Below are 17,274 nucleotides of genomic sequence, written 5' to 3'. Positions count from 1 at the left end.
TAAAGAAAGTGCATTCTGATAAGATAATTCTTAAACCAGAACTACTTAAAAACTAACATTTGCAGGGCAGATATCATTAAATAACAAGATGCCCTTATGAGTGGAATTTAACGATGCACAAGAATTTCCAGTCATCTGATTGTAATGCAAAAAAATCCATAATTTAAGCCAAAAATCTGTTGTTTTATCAGGGTATCACTGTTCAAAAACGGCTTAATAAAGCCTTGAAAATACTGGGATTGTGGAATTTTGGGGTGCACATAATTCTAATACCCGGATGTGGAACTTCGGATTTCATTCAACGCTTTAAGGCTCTTACTAATGATTTAATATTAATATTCTTTGTTCTGAATTATATTTTGCTTCTTAACATCTTTCTCTAATATATAACTTATTAATATTTATAAATCATACCCTTCTCTTGCAAATAGGAATGTCAGCCTTGCCCTGCAAAGACTAAAACAGGTGTACTAATATTTTTCTGGAGTCTTTAAGGATTTATGTAGTTCTTATATCTTATGAATTGTGCTAATCACTGTGAAAAATTCTGTCTGAGCGAAGCGAGTTGGTTTTTCACAGTGATGTTTTAAACAATTCATAAGATTTTAGAACTACTAGAATCCTTAAGTATGACAGGAAATATTAGTACCACCTATGGCATCTATAGGGCAAGGCGTCATACCCCAATAACCTAAAGGGAAACAGATTCCACACAATTATGCAGTAACATTGCAATAGTCATAGGACCAACTCCTCCTGGAACTGGAGTGATTGCACTTACTTTATCAAAGACATCCTCATAATCAACGTCCCCACAAAGTTTACCATTCTCATCTCTGTTAATGCCAACGTCAATAACAACAGCACCTTCTTTTACATAATCTTTTGTAACGAATTTTGGTTTTCCTAATGCCACAACTAAAATATCTGCCCGTTTTGTAACTTCTTTCAGATTCTTAGTTCTTGAATGACAAATGGTTACAGTGCCATTTTCGCGAAGCAGGAGTAACGCCATTGGTTTTCCAACGATATTACTTCTACCAATGATAACGCATTCTTTTCCTTCAATCTCTATATTAGAACGTTTTAATAATTCAATAATTCCTGCAGGTGTACAGGATACAAATCCTTTTTGACCTATACTTAATACTCCCACACTCTGAGGGTGAAAACCATCCACATCCTTTCCCGGATCAATGGTTTGTATTACTAAATCTTCATCAATATGTTTTGGAAGAGGTAATTGTACCAAAATACCATTTACTTCTTTTTTATTATTCAATACTTTAATTAGCATTAGTAATTCTTCCTGGGTTGTATCCTCCGAAAGTTCATAAGCAAGAGATTCAATTCCCACATAAGCACAAGCCTTCTTCTTATTGCCAACATACACACTGGATGCAGGATCCTTTCCAACCTGAATTACAGCAAGTGTAATAGTAATTCCGTTTCTTTTATATTCTTCCACCTTTGACTTTAATTCATCTTTAATGATAGCTGATATTTCTTTTCCATCAATGATTTTAGTCATAATCTTCACTCCCTTTAATTATTAGTACGTTGATTTTTATAATCTATTTCAAAAGTGCCTTTATCACTTGTAACACTCCATCATTCACATTCGTATCAGCTACATGCTTTGCTGCCTGTTTTACTTCTTCCCTTGCATTTCCTATGGCATAACTTTCCCCTGCCTGCTTTAGCATTGCAATATCATTCAAATTATCACCAAATACCATAGTTTCTTCTTTTGTGATATTTAATTGCTTTTGAATCTTCTTTATGGCTTCCCCTTTACTCACATTATAGTTCATAATATCGAGCCATTGATTTCCTGCACATACAATTTCAAGTTGATCTTTCCACTTAGGAATAATAAAATTACCAGCTGCACCAGTAGCATCTGTTTTATGAAAGATAGATATTTTAATAAAATCCTCTTTTACTTCCAATAAATCCGTAACTTGTTCTACTTCATTTCTATATTCATGGATTAGTAGATTAAGAAATCCTTTCTCTGTTGATTCCACATAAATGAAATGTTTCCCTGATAAAGAGATTTCACATTCTGGAATGGAACGAATGTCACGTATAAGCTGATGGATAATATCTCTATCCATTACACTTACAGACATATCTTCTCCTCTACATGTTACATAAGAGCCATTCTCTGCAATAAATATCATATTATCCTTCACTGGTTCAAAAAGTTTTGCAATACTGGAATATTGTCTTCCACTGGCTGCAGCAAAGATAATCCCCTGCTCCTTTAGCTTCAGTATTACATCAAAATATTCTGTATTTAATTTGTTATATCCATCTGGTACAAGAGTACCATCAATATCAGAAGCAATTAATTTTATCATTATGTCCTCCTGTTTATATTACAATCAAGGACGGTATGATTTCTACCGTCCTTTTAATTTTCTATTGTCTATAGTAATTGATTAGGCAGCCCTTTAAAATAATATCTCTTTCATCATCGGTAAGTTCCCCTAGATTTAGAGTGAATTCTTTTAAAGTATTGCCTACTACATATGCTTTAATATCATTAACCTTATTAATAATTGCATTTTTTATTTCTGGAATATAAATATAATCTCCATTTGCAAATGGAATTTCCTCTTTTAAAATAAATGGAAGCATACCCCAGTTAATTAAATTAGAACGATAACGCTTTGTAGCATATTCTTTCGCAATGTTTGCTAAACCACCAAGAACCTTTTGACAGCTCGCTGCTTGTTCTCTTGCTGAACCATCTCCTGGTTTTACTGCATAGATGACACTTCCAATCTCAGTTTCTTTTGGATCAACTTTGAACTGAGTGTTAATCTTGGCAAATATATCTTCTATCTCATCATTTGCAGCAAAAATGTCTTCTCCTGCAATTCTTGCTTTCTCAGCTTTTTGAACTTCTTTTGCTCTTCCAACATAGGCTGGATCTTTACGGGATAATGTAAATTCAGCAAGTCCTAAAGGATTGGAACGATAAGATGAAGTTTCTCCAGATGGAATCAATTCATCTGTTGTTGTTACAGGATCATGAATCTCTGCAACCACTTTAAGGACAATATTATCTGCTAAATTACTCATTGCCGGCCAGTCTACAATTCCTGGTCCAAATTTTAATTCAACATTTGAATCTGGTTTTCCCAGACCGTTGTATACACGATTATCATAAATAGTACGATCAAAGAAATATTTTGGCTTTGCATAGTTTACATCAATATCTGTTGCTGCTGTTAAATACCCTTTGTTGGCTGCAGTTGCTGCGATAGAACGAGCATCCATAAGTGCTACGGAAGCAACCTGTCCATTTGTAATCTTAGAACCTTCACGGTTAGGGAAGTTTCTTGTAGAATGTCTGATACTTAATCCATTATTAGCAGGTACATCTCCTGCACCAAAACATGGTCCGCAGAATGCAGTACGAATGGTAGCACCCGTTGACATTAATTTTGCAATACTGCCGTTCTTCACTAATTCCATAAAGATTGGCTGACTTGCCGGATATACACTTAAGGAAAATTCATCTGCACCAATGAATTTACCATCTAAGATGTCCGTTGCATCACAGATATTTTCAAATCCACCGCCTGCACAACCTGCAATCACACCCTGTTCCACATATAATTTTCCATTACGTACTTTATCTTTTAAAGTAAACTTCACATTACTGTTATCTAAGCTAACAAGTGCTTTCTTTTCTACATCATCAAGAATGTCATATAGATTTCCATTTAACTCATCAATAGTATATACATTGCTTGGATGGAATGGCATAGCAATCATTGGCTTGATTTCTGATAAGTCAACATAGATCATACCATCATAATATGTAACTTTTTTAGGAGCAAGTTCTTTATAATCTTCTGTTCTACCATGAATTTCATAGAATTCTTTTACTTCCTGATCTGTAGTCCAAATAGATGACAGACAAGTTGTTTCCGTTGTCATAACATCTACACCAATTCTAAAATCAACACTTAAGTTAGCTACGCCGTCACCAACGAATTCCATCACTTTATTATTCACATAACCATTTGCAAATACTTCTCCAATTATGGCAAGAGCAACGTCTTGAGGACCAACGCCAATCTGTGGTTTGCCTGTTAAATATACACCAACAACTCCTGGCATATTAATATCATAGGTTTTTGATAATAATTGTTTTACAAGCTCCGGACCACCTTCTCCGATTGCCATGGTACCAAGAGCACCATAGCGGGTATGGCTGTCAGAACCAAGAATCATCTTACCGCCACCAGCAAGCATTTCGCGGGCAAATTGATGGATTACTGCTTGATGGGGTGGTACATAGATACCACCATATTTTTTTGCACAGGAAAGTCCAAACATATGATCATCTTCATTAATAGTACCACCAACTGCACATAAACTATTATGACAATTTGTAAGAACATAAGGAACAGGGAATTTCTCAAGTCCTGATGCTCTCGCTGTTTGAATAATACCAACAAAAGTAATATCATGGGAAGTTAATTTATCAAATTTAATCTTTAATTTATCCATATTATCAGAAGTATTATGGGCTTCTAATATTTCATATGCCATGGTATTCTTAGCCGCTTCTTCTTTGGATATTACTTCATTTCCAAGTTTGCTGGCAAGAATTGCAGCGGTATCTGCATTTTCTTCAATTATTTCAGTGCCATTTAATAAATATGCACCATTCTCAAAAAGTTTAATCATAAATAGTATCCTCCTAAACTGCTATGTAAATTATCATTTTTTATTGTTACATTCTATCTACCTGTTTTAATAAAGATTTCAAATTTTTCCAATCCATGGGCAGACCCTAGTATGTTTTATTATAATGTTATAAGTCGGATAATGCAATTGGTTTTTAAGAAAATATGAGAAAGGATATTGTATAAATGTATATTTATACAATATCCTTATTAATCAGATAAAAAATATTAATGATTCTACATCTTATTTCCTTTATACAAACAGGTAATACAGGTAAATCCAAATATAATTTGAAAAACTGCAATATAGTTTCCCTCCAAAGAAGATGTTTGGGACAGCAACCGATTTGCAAACGTTAGTCCCATATATCCAAATAAAAACGTAAGGGAAAATAATAATGATGGTATTCCTAATAATTCTATCTTAGGCAAATTAATATGCCAGCTACCCTCTTTTTTTATCTCATTCATGAAATGATCCATTCCCAATAAAATTCCTATCAACACATTAAAAATAAGAGGTATAAAAATATAATGTAAAAAATTCATTTCAAAATTTCTATAATAATCTAATTGAATTTTACGAACAATATACTCCTTTAAAAAAATTAAAATAGATAGAAATATAATAATGAATAGATAACGAAACCATAAATTTTTTCTCATAACTTACCTCCATATAAGATTGTAAATATAGTACTATAAAAAATGGAAACACTATTAATATAATTTCTTTATAATAATGTTAACAACTATTGATTTACTATATTAGTAATTGCATAGTACTTATCTCCTATTATATAATTATATCAATAAAATTACCACTTAAATTTCCATATGTTGTAATCACAAGGAGGTACCTTTTCATGGATTCAAATAAATTAGATTTAAAAGTAGTGTATTTATATCACAGTGGATTTGCTGTCAAGACAAAGAATCATCTATTGATCTTTGATTATTATTCAAAACCAGGTACAGATTTTAATAATTTAATAACAGATATTTCCCCTATAGAAGAACTGGAAGCCCAAAATATAATCGTATTTTCTTCCCATAGGCATCCAGATCATTTTGATAAAAGGATCTTAGATTGGACTGAGATGTTACCTAATATTCAATATGTTTTATCTGACGATATCAAATTTGGAAAAAACATTAATAAAAACATTCTTTTTGTTCATTTCAATAGAGAATATTCCCTTGATAATTTAGAGATTCACACCTTGCACTCTACGGACGAAGGAGTTGCATTTTATATAGAGACAGATGGAATCAATCTCTATCATGGTGGTGATTTAAATTGGTGGCATTGGAATGGTGAAACGAAGCATTATAATGATACTATGGCTGGCCAGTATAAACATGAAATAGATTTACTAAAAGGCAAAAAAATTGATGTTGCGTTTTTACCAATGGACCCAAGATTAGAGGAAAATTATCTTCTTGGGATTGATTACTTTATAAAAACCCTTCAACCTGAAATTGTATTTCCAATGCATTTTGGTGAGAATTATAAAGTATTTGACTGGTTAAATAAAGATGACCGGGCAGATAATTATAGGCCTCGTATACAAAATATAACTCATATTGGAGAAACATTTGTAATTCATTGATTCATTAATCTTCGTATGGTGGGTAATCGTTCATATATAAGTCAGCTCTTTCATCCATAGTTGGCAATAAATATTTTTCATTTTTAAAATATTTTGTCAACAGAAAACCCATAAATAATACAGAATTTATAATGAAACCGAATAAAAGAGCTTCCCAGCTCATTTGCTGATTTTCAAGAACATCTGCTGACAAGGTTCCTGTGATGATTGGTACTAAATTGTTGTTTAAAAAATGTAGTGCCACTGGTACCCAGATATTATTGGTTTTCATATATGTATAAGCAAAAAAGGCTCCTAACGTAATACAAGTAACCTGTTGTCCTAATATACTGATAAGTCCATCTGAAGGGGTTGAATAGTAAAAGAGATTAATTGGTAAGTGCCATAATCCCCAGACGATGCCTAAAATAATTACACCAATTTTAATTCCAAATTTTTTCTGCAGGATTGGCTGAAGATAATATCTCCATCCGTATTCCTCACCGAAGAAAGCAGCAAAGACCAAGAAATAGTTTAATGGCAAAGAAGCAGCGGTAATCCAGATATATGGATTTTTTAAAATATTAATCATAGTATCTGTTTCACCGGAAAATATGTATGAAAAAATTGTTCTGGCCAAATAGATAATTATAAAAAGTATAATTACACTTATAGAAATCTTTAAAGAATTGCTTTTTAATCCGTATGCTTCTCTTTTTACCTTTTTCTCAGTCAGCAAAAATATACCTGACACAATGGAACCAAGAAGTATAATATATTGTGATATCATATTCCAAGGTAAATTTACTTCTACAATACTTCCAATTGCACAAATTATCATCAAAATGGTAACCACAATAAAAGAAATAAAAAATCTTTTAGGAATTAATTGATCTTTTTTTCTTGTAATAAGTGCAGCTAACATCACGCCTGCTGCGGGATAGAACATTTGAGCAGAAGGAAATGCAATCAAATTAATTCCCTTGTTATACCCAAATCCCATTAGTATTCCTAATATATAGGGTAATGCAAATGTTATTATTAAAAATATTTTTAGCTGTTTGTTAAAAAATTTATCCATGGCTTTTCTCCTTAATTTTTTTCTCTAATAATATTACTACTAAAATTAATAATATACAAATGATTAATGTCATTATTTTTACTAAATTTCCCTAATTCTTTCTTTTTGATCAATATTATCATTCTCCCTCTCTTTAATATATATTGGGACAGTTAATTATAGAAATTATAGAAAAATAGATGCCATTATATATTGAATAAGATAAACTTTTATATTATAATGTGTAACTAGTAAAACCACACTTGAATTAAGTTTCACTTTATGAGATTACTTTGGTTCTCGCCAAACAAAAAATAACATATGGAGGTATCTATGAAACACATAATTAGTCCCCTTGATTTGTCTATACAGGAAATGGGTGAAGTTCTTGATTTAGCTATGGATATTATTAAAAATCCCAAGAAATACTGTGAAGTTTGCCACAGTAAAAAGTTAGCCACATTATTCTATGAACCGAGTACAAGAACAAGATTAAGTTTTGAAGCTGCCATGCTTAATTTAGGTGGCAGTATCTTAGGTTTTTCCTCAGCTGATTCGAGCTCAGCCGCAAAAGGTGAAAGTGTTGCTGATACCATTCGCGTTATTTCCAGTTATGCTGATATCTGTGCTATGCGTCATCCAAAAGAGGGTGCCCCTCTCGTTGCCGCTAACTTTTCTTCTATTCCAGTAATTAATGCCGGTGACGGCGGTCATAATCATCCAACTCAAACTCTCACTGATTTATTAACCATTCTAAACTTAAAAGGTCGTTTAAATAATCTAACCATTGGTTTATGTGGTGATCTTAAATTCGGACGAACTGTCCATTCTCTTATTAATGCTATGGTCCGTTATGATAATATAAAATTCGTAATGATATCTCCAGATGAACTTAAAATTCCAACCTACCTCAGAGAAGAAGTATTAGATGCCAATCAAATTCCTTATAAAGAAGTAAAAGTCCTTGAAGAAGTCATGCCGGAACTTGATTTATTATATATGACAAGAGTTCAAAAGGAACGTTTCTTTAATGAAGAAGATTATATTCGTTTAAAAGACAGTTTTATCCTGGATGCAAAGAAAATGAAAAATGCAAAAGAAGATATGCTTATTCTTCATCCATTACCAAGAGTGAATGAGATTGCTACTGAAGTAGATAATGACCCACGTGCAGTTTATTTTAAACAGGCAGAATTCGGTGTCTATGCACGAATGGCTCTCATCATGAAATTATTGGAGGTAGAAGTATGCTAAATATTGGTGGATTAAAGGAAGGTATTGTAATTGATCATATAAAAGCCGGGGGAGCAATGTATATCTACTCCTATCTGGGACTTGAGAATCTTGATTGCAGCGTCGCTATTATTAAAAATGCAAAGAGTAATAAGATGGGTAAGAAAGACATTATTAAGATAGATCACAATATAGACATGGATTTAGATATTCTTGGGGTTCTTGATCATAACATAACAATTAATATTATTAAAGATGGTAACATTGTCACGAAAAGAAATTTAAATCTTCCTGAGAAAGTTACTAACATCATTAAATGCAAGAACCCAAGATGTATTACTTCCGTGGAGCAGGAGTTACCTCATGTTTTTCGCTTAACAGACAAAGAAAAAAGAGTATACCGCTGTATCTACTGTGAACAAAAATTCAAGGGTAGTAATGGTAAATTCTAGTTTTCAATATTTCTTATTTTGAATTCATAGATTTAGCTATTAATAAATATAAGTTTAGGGACTTTTACAAAAATATAAGATTCTCTGTATAAGAAGAAACTTTATATTTCGAGAAATATAAAGTTCTTCTAAGTTTCAGAAAAATATATTTTGCAAAAACCCCTATCATATCCTTAGAAATAAGATTGTTTATAATCTCTCTTGTTCTTTTGCCAACTTCTGCTCTATAATTTTTTAATTTCTCTATATTTATATTTTTACTAAATTCAAGGATTTCTTCTTTCGTTAATGCATTGCCCGTATCTGTGATCTTAGAGTTGATTTTGTCTTTCCAATTCTCTATATTTAATACTTGCTCGCCTCCTGCAATTAAGAGATTCATAGTGATATCTTCAATTCTTGTAGAATGCCATATACCATATACAATCGTACGTCCTTTCTCATTTACAGCAGTCTTACATGATTCTTCGTCTAATCCTTCCCATAGCTCATCTTCAAAAGTTTTTACACTTACTCCTGACATATTAGATGAATGAACCATAGAATGTAAACTTAAGCATAGGTTTTTACTTTCTTCAAGTTTATCTTCTTTTAAAATAACTTCCCTTAAATGTTTTATATCCTCATTCCAAGGTTTCAAATTCATGTTCAATCCCCCCCACTTATAATTCTTTTACCAATTTATAAAACTTTCCCTCTTTTTCCATTGTTTCATTTATCAGTGTATTAAAACCCTTTTTCATATATAAGTATATTGCCGGAGCATTGGATTCAAAGACCCCAAGAGATAATTCACGGTACCCAAGCTCTTTTGCTTTTACACATAAAAAATCTATTAATTCTCCTCCTATCCCAGTATTACTGTATCATAATAGGCTTTATAATCTTCCTTTAAAAGCCTTTTAATGGTGTGTTCTCTAAACATAATTTCCCCTTCTTTTCTTCATATCTATCCTTCTCTAAGAAGTACTCCTCCATGATAACAGATAATTGTTTTTGCATTTATCTCTCTAATATGATCTAAAGATTTTATGGCGCGGTTCATATCCAGTGTAAATTCAGGATTTGGAATCAATAAGTTATTATTTTCAATAGCTGCAGCATCTCCGGTGATAATGGTTTCTTCATTCTCTACATACAAAGAGATATGACCGGGAGAATGACCAGGGGTCCCTATTATAGTACAACCGTTACACCATTCAAAATGATCACCATCATGAACTATCAGATCAACCTTAACAGGCTCTACCTTCTTTAACATATCACAAAATGCCTCACCAAATGGTTTCTCTTCTTCCGTCATATGCAGATATAATTCTTCTGCCTGTTCCAGTCTGAGTGATTTTAATTTTCCTGAAATATACGGTTCTTCTACCTCACTGGACACCACTTTAACATTAGGATATGTTTTCTTTAACTCAGATAATGCTCCCATATGATCATGGTCATGATGAGTAATTATAACATGAGTCAATTGATTACAATCCAAATTTTCCTCTTTCATAGCATTTTCAATCATGGGTAAAAATCCGGTATATCCACAATCAACTAAAACCATATTCTTATCATCTTTAAGAACAACCGGATGAATGACATCTTCCCCCCCATTAAAATTAAATTTTATATTCAAAACTATAATATCAGCCATATCTTGTCTCCAATTCATGTAATATTAAAATATGCATCTATTTCTTATTCAATCTAAATAAGAATATTATTATCATTCACAAACTAATCATCTATATTACGTAATATTATTACTATACTAGTTAAATCTATAACCAGCTTTGCCTCATAACTTATAAAAAGCCCCTCCGTATAAATAATCATCTAGGCGTAATCCGGCCGACGACGATGTTAATGCTTTGTCAAGACTCTTGTGAATAATGTGGGTCCATAGCACACATTATTCACAGTCTAGAGGCTTGTAAAAAGCATATCGTCACAAGGGAAAGGTAGCCTAGATGATTTATTTATCACGAGGGGCTCTTAAAACTCCAAGGCAAAGCGTCATACCTAAATATTCCTAGAATAATCCAGTAATTACTCCCTCTTCATTTACATCAATTCCAAAAGCTGCCGGTTTCTTAGGTAACCCAGGCATCGTCATTACAGTACCCGTAATAGCAACAATAAACCCTGCACCAGCAGAAACATAAACTTCTCTAATGTGAATAGAAAAATCTTTTGGGCGTCCAAGTAAGGTTGGATCATCCGATAGTGAGTATTGATTCTTCGCCATACATACCGGAAGCTTGCCGTATCCAATCTCTTCTATTTTAGAGATTGCGACCAAAGCAGCTCCATCATAAGTGACATTCTTTGCACCATAGATTTCTTTAGCAACTGTCTCTATCTTTTCTTTAATGGATAAATCATCATCATAAAGAGGTTTAAAATGACTTTCTTTCGTTTCTAAGGCAGCAAGAACTTTATCCGCAAGTTCAATTCCACCTTCTCCTCCCTTTTCCCACACGTTGGATAATGCAAATTCACAGCCTCTTGCTTCGCAGAATTCTTTTACATAGTTTAATTCTGCCTCAGTGTCTGTAATAAAGCGATTTAAAGTTACCACAACTGGTACATTATATTTTTGAAGGTTTTCAATATGCTTCTCAAGGTTTGAAATTCCTTTTTCTAATGCATCTAAATTTTCACTGCTTAATTCTGTCTTTGGAATCCCACCATTATATTTTAATGCTCTGACTGTCGCCACCAATACAACCGCATCTGGTTTTAAACCAGCATTTCTGCATTTAATATCAAAGAATTTCTCTGCACCTAAATCAGCACCAAAGCCTGCTTCCGTTACAACGTAATCTGCTAATTTCAAGGCAAATCTTGTGGCTCTTACACTGTTGCAGCCATGTGCTATATTGGCAAAAGGTCCACCGTGAATAATAGCCGGAGTATGTTCCAGGGTCTGAATTAAGTTTGGTTTAATTGCATCTTTTAAAAGTGCTGCCATGGAACCGACTGCATTTAATTCTTTTGCTGTTACAGGTTGTCCCTCGTAGTTATAAGCAACTATTATCTTGCCAAGTCTTAGCTTTAAATCATGCATATCTTCCGCAAGACATAGGATTGCCATTATCTCAGAGGCAACCGTTATGATAAAGTGATCCTCACGGACAACACCATCTGCTTTCCGCCCAAGACCCACAACTATATTACGCAGTACTCTATCATTCATATCAACACAACGTTTCCAGACAATTTGGTTGGTATCAATATTTAGATCATTTCCTTGCTGAATATGGTTATCCAATAAAGCTGCCAACAAATTATTCGCTGAAGTTATTGCGTGGAAATCTCCTGTAAAATGCAGATTCAGATCTTCCATAGGAACAACTTGAGCATATCCTCCTCCTGCAGCACCGCCTTTAATACCAAAGCAAGGGCCAAGAGATGGTTCCCGAAGGGCAATCACTGCCTTTTTGTTTAAAACTCCAAAAGCTTCTCCAAGTCCAACGCTTGTTGTTGTCTTTCCCTCACCTGCAGGCGTTGGGTTAATTGCTGTAACCAGAATTAACTTGCCATCTTTATTATCTTTGACCTTATCCCACAATTCATCAGAGAACTTTGCTTTATATTTTCCATAGAATTCTAAATCATCTTCAACTAAGTTAAGTTGTTCTGCCACCTCTCTAATGTGAATCATCCTTGCTTCCTGTGCAATCTGTATATCTGTTTTCATTATAGAAACCTCCATCAACCGTACTTTTTTTATCCTAAATATATTATAACAAAATGATTGTATAAGAAAAGATTTATTTACTGTTTATCTTCTTAATTTTTCTAATAAAAATTATTATAAGTTAATATATTGGTCAGGACTAATATTTTAAACTTATTTTTATTAATTCAGAAACTTTTTAATCCTTAAACTCCAATAAATTCTTTCGAATAAATTCAAGATATAATTTTACCACATTAATGTCAGTACATTGGTATAGCATCCTTGAACCAACCACATCTTCTATCTCATTAAATAGAAGTTCCCCTTGGTCTCCAATAATAAAATCAATTCCCACAAATCCAAAACCGTATGTTGAATTTTCCTTAAATAAATTTATAATTTTATAAATAATGTCCTTTTCCTTACTGGATAATTTATATAGACTTACCTCGCCACCCAGGCAGAAATTAGACTTAAATCCTTCTCTTGCAGTTCTCATAACAGCTGCAATAATTTCATTTCCTATAACGTAAACTCTTAGATCCTGATGGTTTTTCCCTACAAAGGGCTGTATTACAACATCTTTATCATGACAGGAATTTAAAACCACCTCAATATCTTCCTTCTTCTCTAATAAAAATACCTCTGTTCCTCCATGTCCATCCGTTGATTTTATCACACTGGGGAACGGTATCAGTTCTAATTTATCAGTGATGAACTCTTTCTTGCAAAATGTTGTATCCACAATAGCTACCTTTGTTTTTGCAACAAATTGATATGTCTTTGCCTTATCATTGCAAATATCAGAAATAAAAGAATTATTATATACCCTGATTCCCATATTCTCCAAGTGGGTAGTCAGCATTGGATACATCATTCGGCAAATGGCAAAAGCCGGTTTTAACAATTCTTCTCCTTTATAGGACAAAAACCACTTTGAATCTTTTACCCCAATATCAATTTTTTCTGCGATAAGAAGCTTGATACTTATATCAAGCTTCTTTCCCTCTTCCATATAGAACTCTATATATTTTTTATTTCTTTTTGACTCAAAATCTGAGTAAATTAACCAGGCATTCATCTTCTCATCACTCACCTTCCAGAGCTTTTATATTTTTATCCATTTCAAAATCCAAAACAAAAGCCTGATCTAAAGTGATTGGGACATAGGTTCCTTCTAAAGGAATTTGTATGGAATTTATCTTGTAATCATTTTTCAAAATAGTATTGATATATGCTTTTAATTCATCTTTATCCAAATCTATTTTAACATAAGAGTGTATTGTATCAAATATTTTTAAAACCGTTGATACATTGACTGTTTTACATTTTTCAAAAATCTCTATTAAGATATCCCGCTGTCTGTCCGTTCTTCCAAAATCACCCTTCAAGCCCTTGGAATTCCCTACATGACGCACTCTGGCATAACCTAACAATTGATTCCCATTCAAAAGTTGTTCTCCTGATATAAGTGTGCGATACGTTGGATTTGAAATATAGTTCGTATGATTAAGGTATTCTGCTTCTTGTGGTGTTAAAGAAAGATTGATTCCACCTAATTGGTCAATAATAGTTTCAAATGTTTTATAGTCTAATTCAATAGTGCTATTAATGTCTAATTTGAAATTCTCCTCTATCGTTCTTTTCATTAAATCGATTCCACCAATACGATAAGCTTCATTTAATTTATAATTCTTGTATCCCGGGATATTTACATACATATCTCTTAAAAAAGACACTATCTTTACTTCTTTAGAATCTGGATGAATTGATATTAATATGATACTATCTCCATGTCTACTATCTGGATTATTAATTTCACCATCCGCTCCAACAATAAGTACATTATGTGATTTTATAGCTTGAGTATCCATTTCTAATAAACTATCCGATACGGTGGATGATAACTTTTCTTTATTTTGTGTGTTCATCTTATATCCAACTAAGCTTCCAGTAAGTAGAAGAAAGCAAAATAAAACTATAAATAAAGTCATTCCTTTTTTTCTGGGCACTATGTTCATGATTTGTTCAAATCTATCCTTCATATTCCTTTGACCTCCATAAAAAGATGTTGAAAAGGAGTTATTATTATTTCTTGATCGTTCCGTAATCATATGTAAAATTGCAAAACCATAGTTTCTTCTATAATCCTCGTCCTGCTTTGATAATACTGTCTCATCACAATAAACTTCCAAATCATGATTTATAGATCTTATCATAGAATAAACCAATGGATTGAACCAATGGATTCCATTGACAGCACATAATATATATTTCATAATCAGATCGTAATGCTTATAATGTATTAGTTCGTGTTTTATGATCATTTTCATTTGTGCATCTGTTATATCCTCTGTTGGAATTATAATCCGGGGTAAATATAAACCAATTAATAATGGAGAAGAAATCGTTTTATTTACTTTTATGGAAATATGTTTCTTAATTTTTAATTCTTTTAAAAGAACTGATAGTATTTGATTGGTTTTATTGTTTACAGGCCGATTCCAACGTTTAAGCCTTTTGTAAAACAGCAGATACGAAATTAAATGATACAATAAAAATATTCCAAGACCGCCAACCCATATATAAGGTAATATAGAGGTATATTTCAGTAAAGATTTGATAGATGCCATTAATCCAATCTGCTTTATTCCTTCCGTATGCTTTATTTGAGAAACATTACGGTTACTAACCAATTCTAATTGCTCTTTTTCATTGAGAGTCTCTTTTGAATTCCCATCTTCTTTTGAACTCATATCCTCCGCTGAATTCGTTTCCCTTTTTAAAAATAATTTATCTTCTGAATACATTCCTTCCAATTCTGTCATCACAGCTTTATCGGGATGAAATAATGGAAATTCCACTATATTAATTTGAAACGGAAGAATCATTCTTAATGCCATCATAAACCAAACGTATTTTTTCCATCTGGGTGAATATTTTTTTCTCAAAAAGGCACTTAATAAAAATATGATAATAATGATACCGGAACAATAAACAGAAATCTCTAAATATGCAAGAAATATCTTATTCATTCCTATCACCACCTCTTTTTAATATCTGTATAATATCTTCTATGTCCCCCTCTCCAATGTTATTATCCTCAACAAGTGAGGCTATTAATTTTTTATAAGAATTATTATAGAAATGTTCTAAGAAAGTTTTCGTTTCTTTTTTACAATATAAATCTTCATCTATTAAAGGAGTGTAATACTTTAACCTACCCTTTTTCTGTGCTTTTATAAATCCCCGCTCTTCCAGTCTTGATAGTAAGACCTGGACAGTGGAACGGGTCCAGTCTTTTTCTTTTGCTATGACTTCAATTATTTTTCCAATACCAACAGGTTCACTGCTGTCCCAGATAACTTTCATGATAATTAGTTCAGAATCTGGGAGTCTTTCGATAAATTCCTCATTATATGATTTCTTCTCCATAGAACTCCTTTCCCACATTAAAAACTTTATAATAAATTTTCTGATTTTAATAAACCATTATTTGCTTATGATTATAAGCTTTGTAATGACATTTGTCAACGAGTTTTTGATGACAAATGTCATTAATCCAAAACATTCCCTATTAATTTAAAATGCACCCTAAACGTTTTGTTTAAGATGCATTTCAAATTAATCTTTATTCCATTGCTAATTCATTCATTTATAAATTATCTATGATATATTCCATCATAAAATCTGCAACATTCACACCAGTACAATCATATATATTTTTAAAATGTGCATTGGAATTTACTTCACAGATAATCGGTTCTTCTCTTTCACCAAACATGATATCTACTCCCGCAAAGTCAAGACCAAGTATCTTACAACAACGAACCGCTATCTCTTCCTGCTCCTTCGTAGGAGTATACTTTTTCATTTTGCCGCCATTAGTGATATTCGCCCTAAAATCACCGGTATCTGAGTAACGATACATGGATGCTACTACTTTATCTCCCACAACGTTCAGTCTGATATCTCTGGCGAAACTGGATTTTATAAATTCCTGAAACAGCATTGGCTTCGTACCGATCTCTTTCATTTTGCCAATGAGTTCTTCCTTATTCTTTATAAAATATACCTGCTTCCCAAAAGAACCAAAACATTCTTTTAAAATCATTGGAAACCCTAAATTATCTGTCACTTGTGTTATAAAATCATAATTGGTATAGCCAATTCCATCATAAGTCATTGGTGCTATGATTGTTTTAGGCATAGGAATGCCTGCATTTTGCAATAACATATGAGTCAGTGATTTATCATCGCATACATTTATTCCATTGGATGAATTAAATACTCTATAGCCTGTTATTTCAAGGTGTGCTGCAAGACGTATGTCTTTATCCCAAAATAGAACAAATTCAGGTTTTATCTTTTCTAAAATGGGATTCTTATTATCATTTGATTGCCCCAATGATACCATTATCTGTGCATTGGTATAAATCATCAAATTGATATCATATCTCTTTCCAGCATCCACAAGCCATTGATGAATCTCATTGAATTTATTATTATTTAAGAATTCATTGATAATAAGAACTGCATTTTTCAT

General features: G+C 32.5%; 16 protein-coding genes. 3 read left to right on the top strand and 13 right to left on the bottom strand.

Going from position 1 to position 17,274, the window contains the following annotated elements:
• Window positions 1-691 precede the first annotated feature (691 nt).
• The 4 genes from folD to EDD66_RS17645 all read right to left on the bottom strand — a co-directional run bounded on the left by folD (window position 692) and on the right by EDD66_RS17645 (window position 5,378).
• On the bottom strand, window positions 692-1,531 hold the full coding sequence (gene folD, locus EDD66_RS17660) for a bifunctional methylenetetrahydrofolate dehydrogenase/methenyltetrahydrofolate cyclohydrolase FolD (protein ID WP_123610917.1): 840 nt from the start codon (window positions 1,529-1,531) through the stop codon (window positions 692-694).
• A gap of 43 nt (window positions 1,532-1,574) precedes the next feature.
• A complete protein-coding gene (locus EDD66_RS17655) occupies window positions 1,575-2,366 on the bottom strand; it encodes an HAD family hydrolase (protein WP_123610916.1) in 792 nt (263 codons plus the stop codon).
• A gap of 61 nt (window positions 2,367-2,427) precedes the next feature.
• Window positions 2,428-4,713, bottom strand: coding sequence for a hydratase (locus tag EDD66_RS17650; protein ID WP_123610915.1), 2,286 nt, complete (start codon window positions 4,711-4,713; stop codon window positions 2,428-2,430).
• Window positions 4,714-4,949: 236 nt separating this feature from the next.
• Window positions 4,950-5,378, bottom strand: coding sequence for a hypothetical protein (locus tag EDD66_RS17645; RefSeq protein WP_123610914.1), 429 nt, complete (start codon window positions 5,376-5,378; stop codon window positions 4,950-4,952).
• A 200-nt stretch (window positions 5,379-5,578) separates the two neighbouring features.
• On the opposite strand from EDD66_RS17645, the gene EDD66_RS17640 reads away from it, so the two are divergent.
• Entirely contained in the window at window positions 5,579-6,325 is a 747-nt protein-coding gene (locus EDD66_RS17640) for an MBL fold metallo-hydrolase (RefSeq protein ID WP_123610913.1), read from the top strand.
• Window positions 6,326-6,329: 4 nt separating this feature from the next.
• On the opposite strand, the gene EDD66_RS17635 is transcribed toward EDD66_RS17640, so the two are convergent.
• Window positions 6,330-7,385 carry a CPBP family intramembrane glutamic endopeptidase gene (locus EDD66_RS17635; RefSeq protein ID WP_123610912.1) on the bottom strand — a complete coding sequence of 352 codons (1,056 nt, stop codon included), beginning with the start codon at window positions 7,383-7,385 and terminating at the stop codon, window positions 6,330-6,332.
• 312 nt (window positions 7,386-7,697) lie between these two features.
• Between EDD66_RS17635 and pyrB the strand changes: the two genes are divergently transcribed.
• Together pyrB and EDD66_RS17625 are read left to right on the top strand one after the other, a co-directional pair.
• Window positions 7,698-8,618: an aspartate carbamoyltransferase gene (gene pyrB / locus EDD66_RS17630; RefSeq protein ID WP_123610911.1), complete on the top strand. Its 921-nt coding sequence runs from the start codon at window positions 7,698-7,700 to the stop codon at window positions 8,616-8,618.
• The gene (locus EDD66_RS17625; RefSeq protein WP_123610910.1) at window positions 8,612-9,049 is read left to right on the top strand and encodes an aspartate carbamoyltransferase regulatory subunit; all 438 of its coding nucleotides are present in this window, start codon (window positions 8,612-8,614) and stop codon (window positions 9,047-9,049) included. Before pyrB ends, EDD66_RS17625 begins: the two co-directional genes overlap by 7 nt.
• Before the next feature lie 64 nt (window positions 9,050-9,113).
• Here EDD66_RS17625 and EDD66_RS17620 read toward each other — a convergent pair whose 3' ends face one another.
• From EDD66_RS17620 to EDD66_RS17585, 8 genes are all read right to left on the bottom strand, one after another.
• Window positions 9,114-9,695 (bottom strand): DinB family protein, encoded by a 582-nt coding sequence (locus tag EDD66_RS17620; protein ID WP_123610909.1) that lies wholly within the window; start codon window positions 9,693-9,695, stop codon window positions 9,114-9,116.
• Between the two features lie 16 nt (window positions 9,696-9,711).
• On the bottom strand, window positions 9,712-9,900 hold the full coding sequence (locus EDD66_RS19045; protein WP_123610908.1) for a GNAT family N-acetyltransferase: 189 nt from the start codon (window positions 9,898-9,900) through the stop codon (window positions 9,712-9,714).
• Between the two features lie 98 nt (window positions 9,901-9,998).
• Complete coding sequence (locus EDD66_RS17610; RefSeq protein WP_123610907.1) at window positions 9,999-10,697, bottom strand: MBL fold metallo-hydrolase; 699 nt, start codon at window positions 10,695-10,697, stop codon at window positions 9,999-10,001.
• Between the two features lie 378 nt (window positions 10,698-11,075).
• Window positions 11,076-12,746: a formate--tetrahydrofolate ligase gene (locus EDD66_RS17605; protein ID WP_123610906.1), complete on the bottom strand. Its 1,671-nt coding sequence runs from the start codon at window positions 12,744-12,746 to the stop codon at window positions 11,076-11,078.
• A gap of 178 nt (window positions 12,747-12,924) precedes the next feature.
• A complete protein-coding gene (locus tag EDD66_RS17600; protein WP_148053958.1) occupies window positions 12,925-13,824 on the bottom strand; it encodes an ATP-grasp domain-containing protein in 900 nt (299 codons plus the stop codon).
• Complete coding sequence (locus EDD66_RS17595; protein WP_123610904.1) at window positions 13,817-15,763, bottom strand: M56 family metallopeptidase; 1,947 nt, start codon at window positions 15,761-15,763, stop codon at window positions 13,817-13,819. Before EDD66_RS17595 ends, EDD66_RS17600 begins: the two co-directional genes overlap by 8 nt.
• Window positions 15,756-16,163 (bottom strand): BlaI/MecI/CopY family transcriptional regulator, encoded by a 408-nt coding sequence (locus EDD66_RS17590; protein WP_170164412.1) that lies wholly within the window; start codon window positions 16,161-16,163, stop codon window positions 15,756-15,758. Before EDD66_RS17590 ends, EDD66_RS17595 begins: the two co-directional genes overlap by 8 nt.
• A 220-nt stretch (window positions 16,164-16,383) precedes the next feature.
• A complete protein-coding gene (locus EDD66_RS17585; RefSeq protein ID WP_123610921.1) occupies window positions 16,384-17,274 on the bottom strand; it encodes an ATP-grasp domain-containing protein in 891 nt (296 codons plus the stop codon).

The sequence above is a fragment of the Mobilisporobacter senegalensis genome (assembly GCF_003752155.1).
GTDB lineage: Bacteria > Bacillota > Clostridia > Lachnospirales > Lachnospiraceae > Mobilisporobacter > Mobilisporobacter senegalensis.
This window is presented reverse-complemented; position numbering and strand designations above follow the sequence as displayed.

Coding starts and splice junctions, on each gene's coding strand:
- folD (WP_123610917.1), bottom strand. CDS start 1,531: ATGACTAAAATCATTGATGGAAAAGAAATATCAGCTATCATTAAAGAT.
- EDD66_RS17655 (WP_123610916.1), bottom strand. CDS start 2,366: ATGATAAAATTAATTGCTTCTGATATTGATGGTACTCTTGTACCAGAT.
- EDD66_RS17650 (WP_123610915.1), bottom strand. CDS start 4,713: ATGATTAAACTTTTTGAGAATGGTGCATATTTATTAAATGGCACTGAA.
- EDD66_RS17645 (WP_123610914.1), bottom strand. CDS start 5,378: ATGAGAAAAAATTTATGGTTTCGTTATCTATTCATTATTATATTTCTA.
- EDD66_RS17640 (WP_123610913.1), top strand. CDS start 5,579: ATGGATTCAAATAAATTAGATTTAAAAGTAGTGTATTTATATCACAGT.
- EDD66_RS17635 (WP_123610912.1), bottom strand. CDS start 7,385: ATGGATAAATTTTTTAACAAACAGCTAAAAATATTTTTAATAATAACA.
- pyrB (WP_123610911.1), top strand. CDS start 7,698: ATGAAACACATAATTAGTCCCCTTGATTTGTCTATACAGGAAATGGGT.
- EDD66_RS17625 (WP_123610910.1), top strand. CDS start 8,612: ATGCTAAATATTGGTGGATTAAAGGAAGGTATTGTAATTGATCATATA.
- EDD66_RS17620 (WP_123610909.1), bottom strand. CDS start 9,695: ATGAATTTGAAACCTTGGAATGAGGATATAAAACATTTAAGGGAAGTT.
- EDD66_RS17610 (WP_123610907.1), bottom strand. CDS start 10,697: ATGGCTGATATTATAGTTTTGAATATAAAATTTAATTTTAATGGGGGG.
- EDD66_RS17605 (WP_123610906.1), bottom strand. CDS start 12,746: ATGAAAACAGATATACAGATTGCACAGGAAGCAAGGATGATTCACATT.
- EDD66_RS17595 (WP_123610904.1), bottom strand. CDS start 15,763: ATGAATAAGATATTTCTTGCATATTTAGAGATTTCTGTTTATTGTTCC.
- EDD66_RS17590 (WP_170164412.1), bottom strand. CDS start 16,163: ATGGAGAAGAAATCATATAATGAGGAATTTATCGAAAGACTCCCAGAT.
- EDD66_RS17585 (WP_123610921.1), bottom strand. CDS start 17,274: ATGAAAAATGCAGTTCTTATTATCAATGAATTCTTAAATAATAATAAA.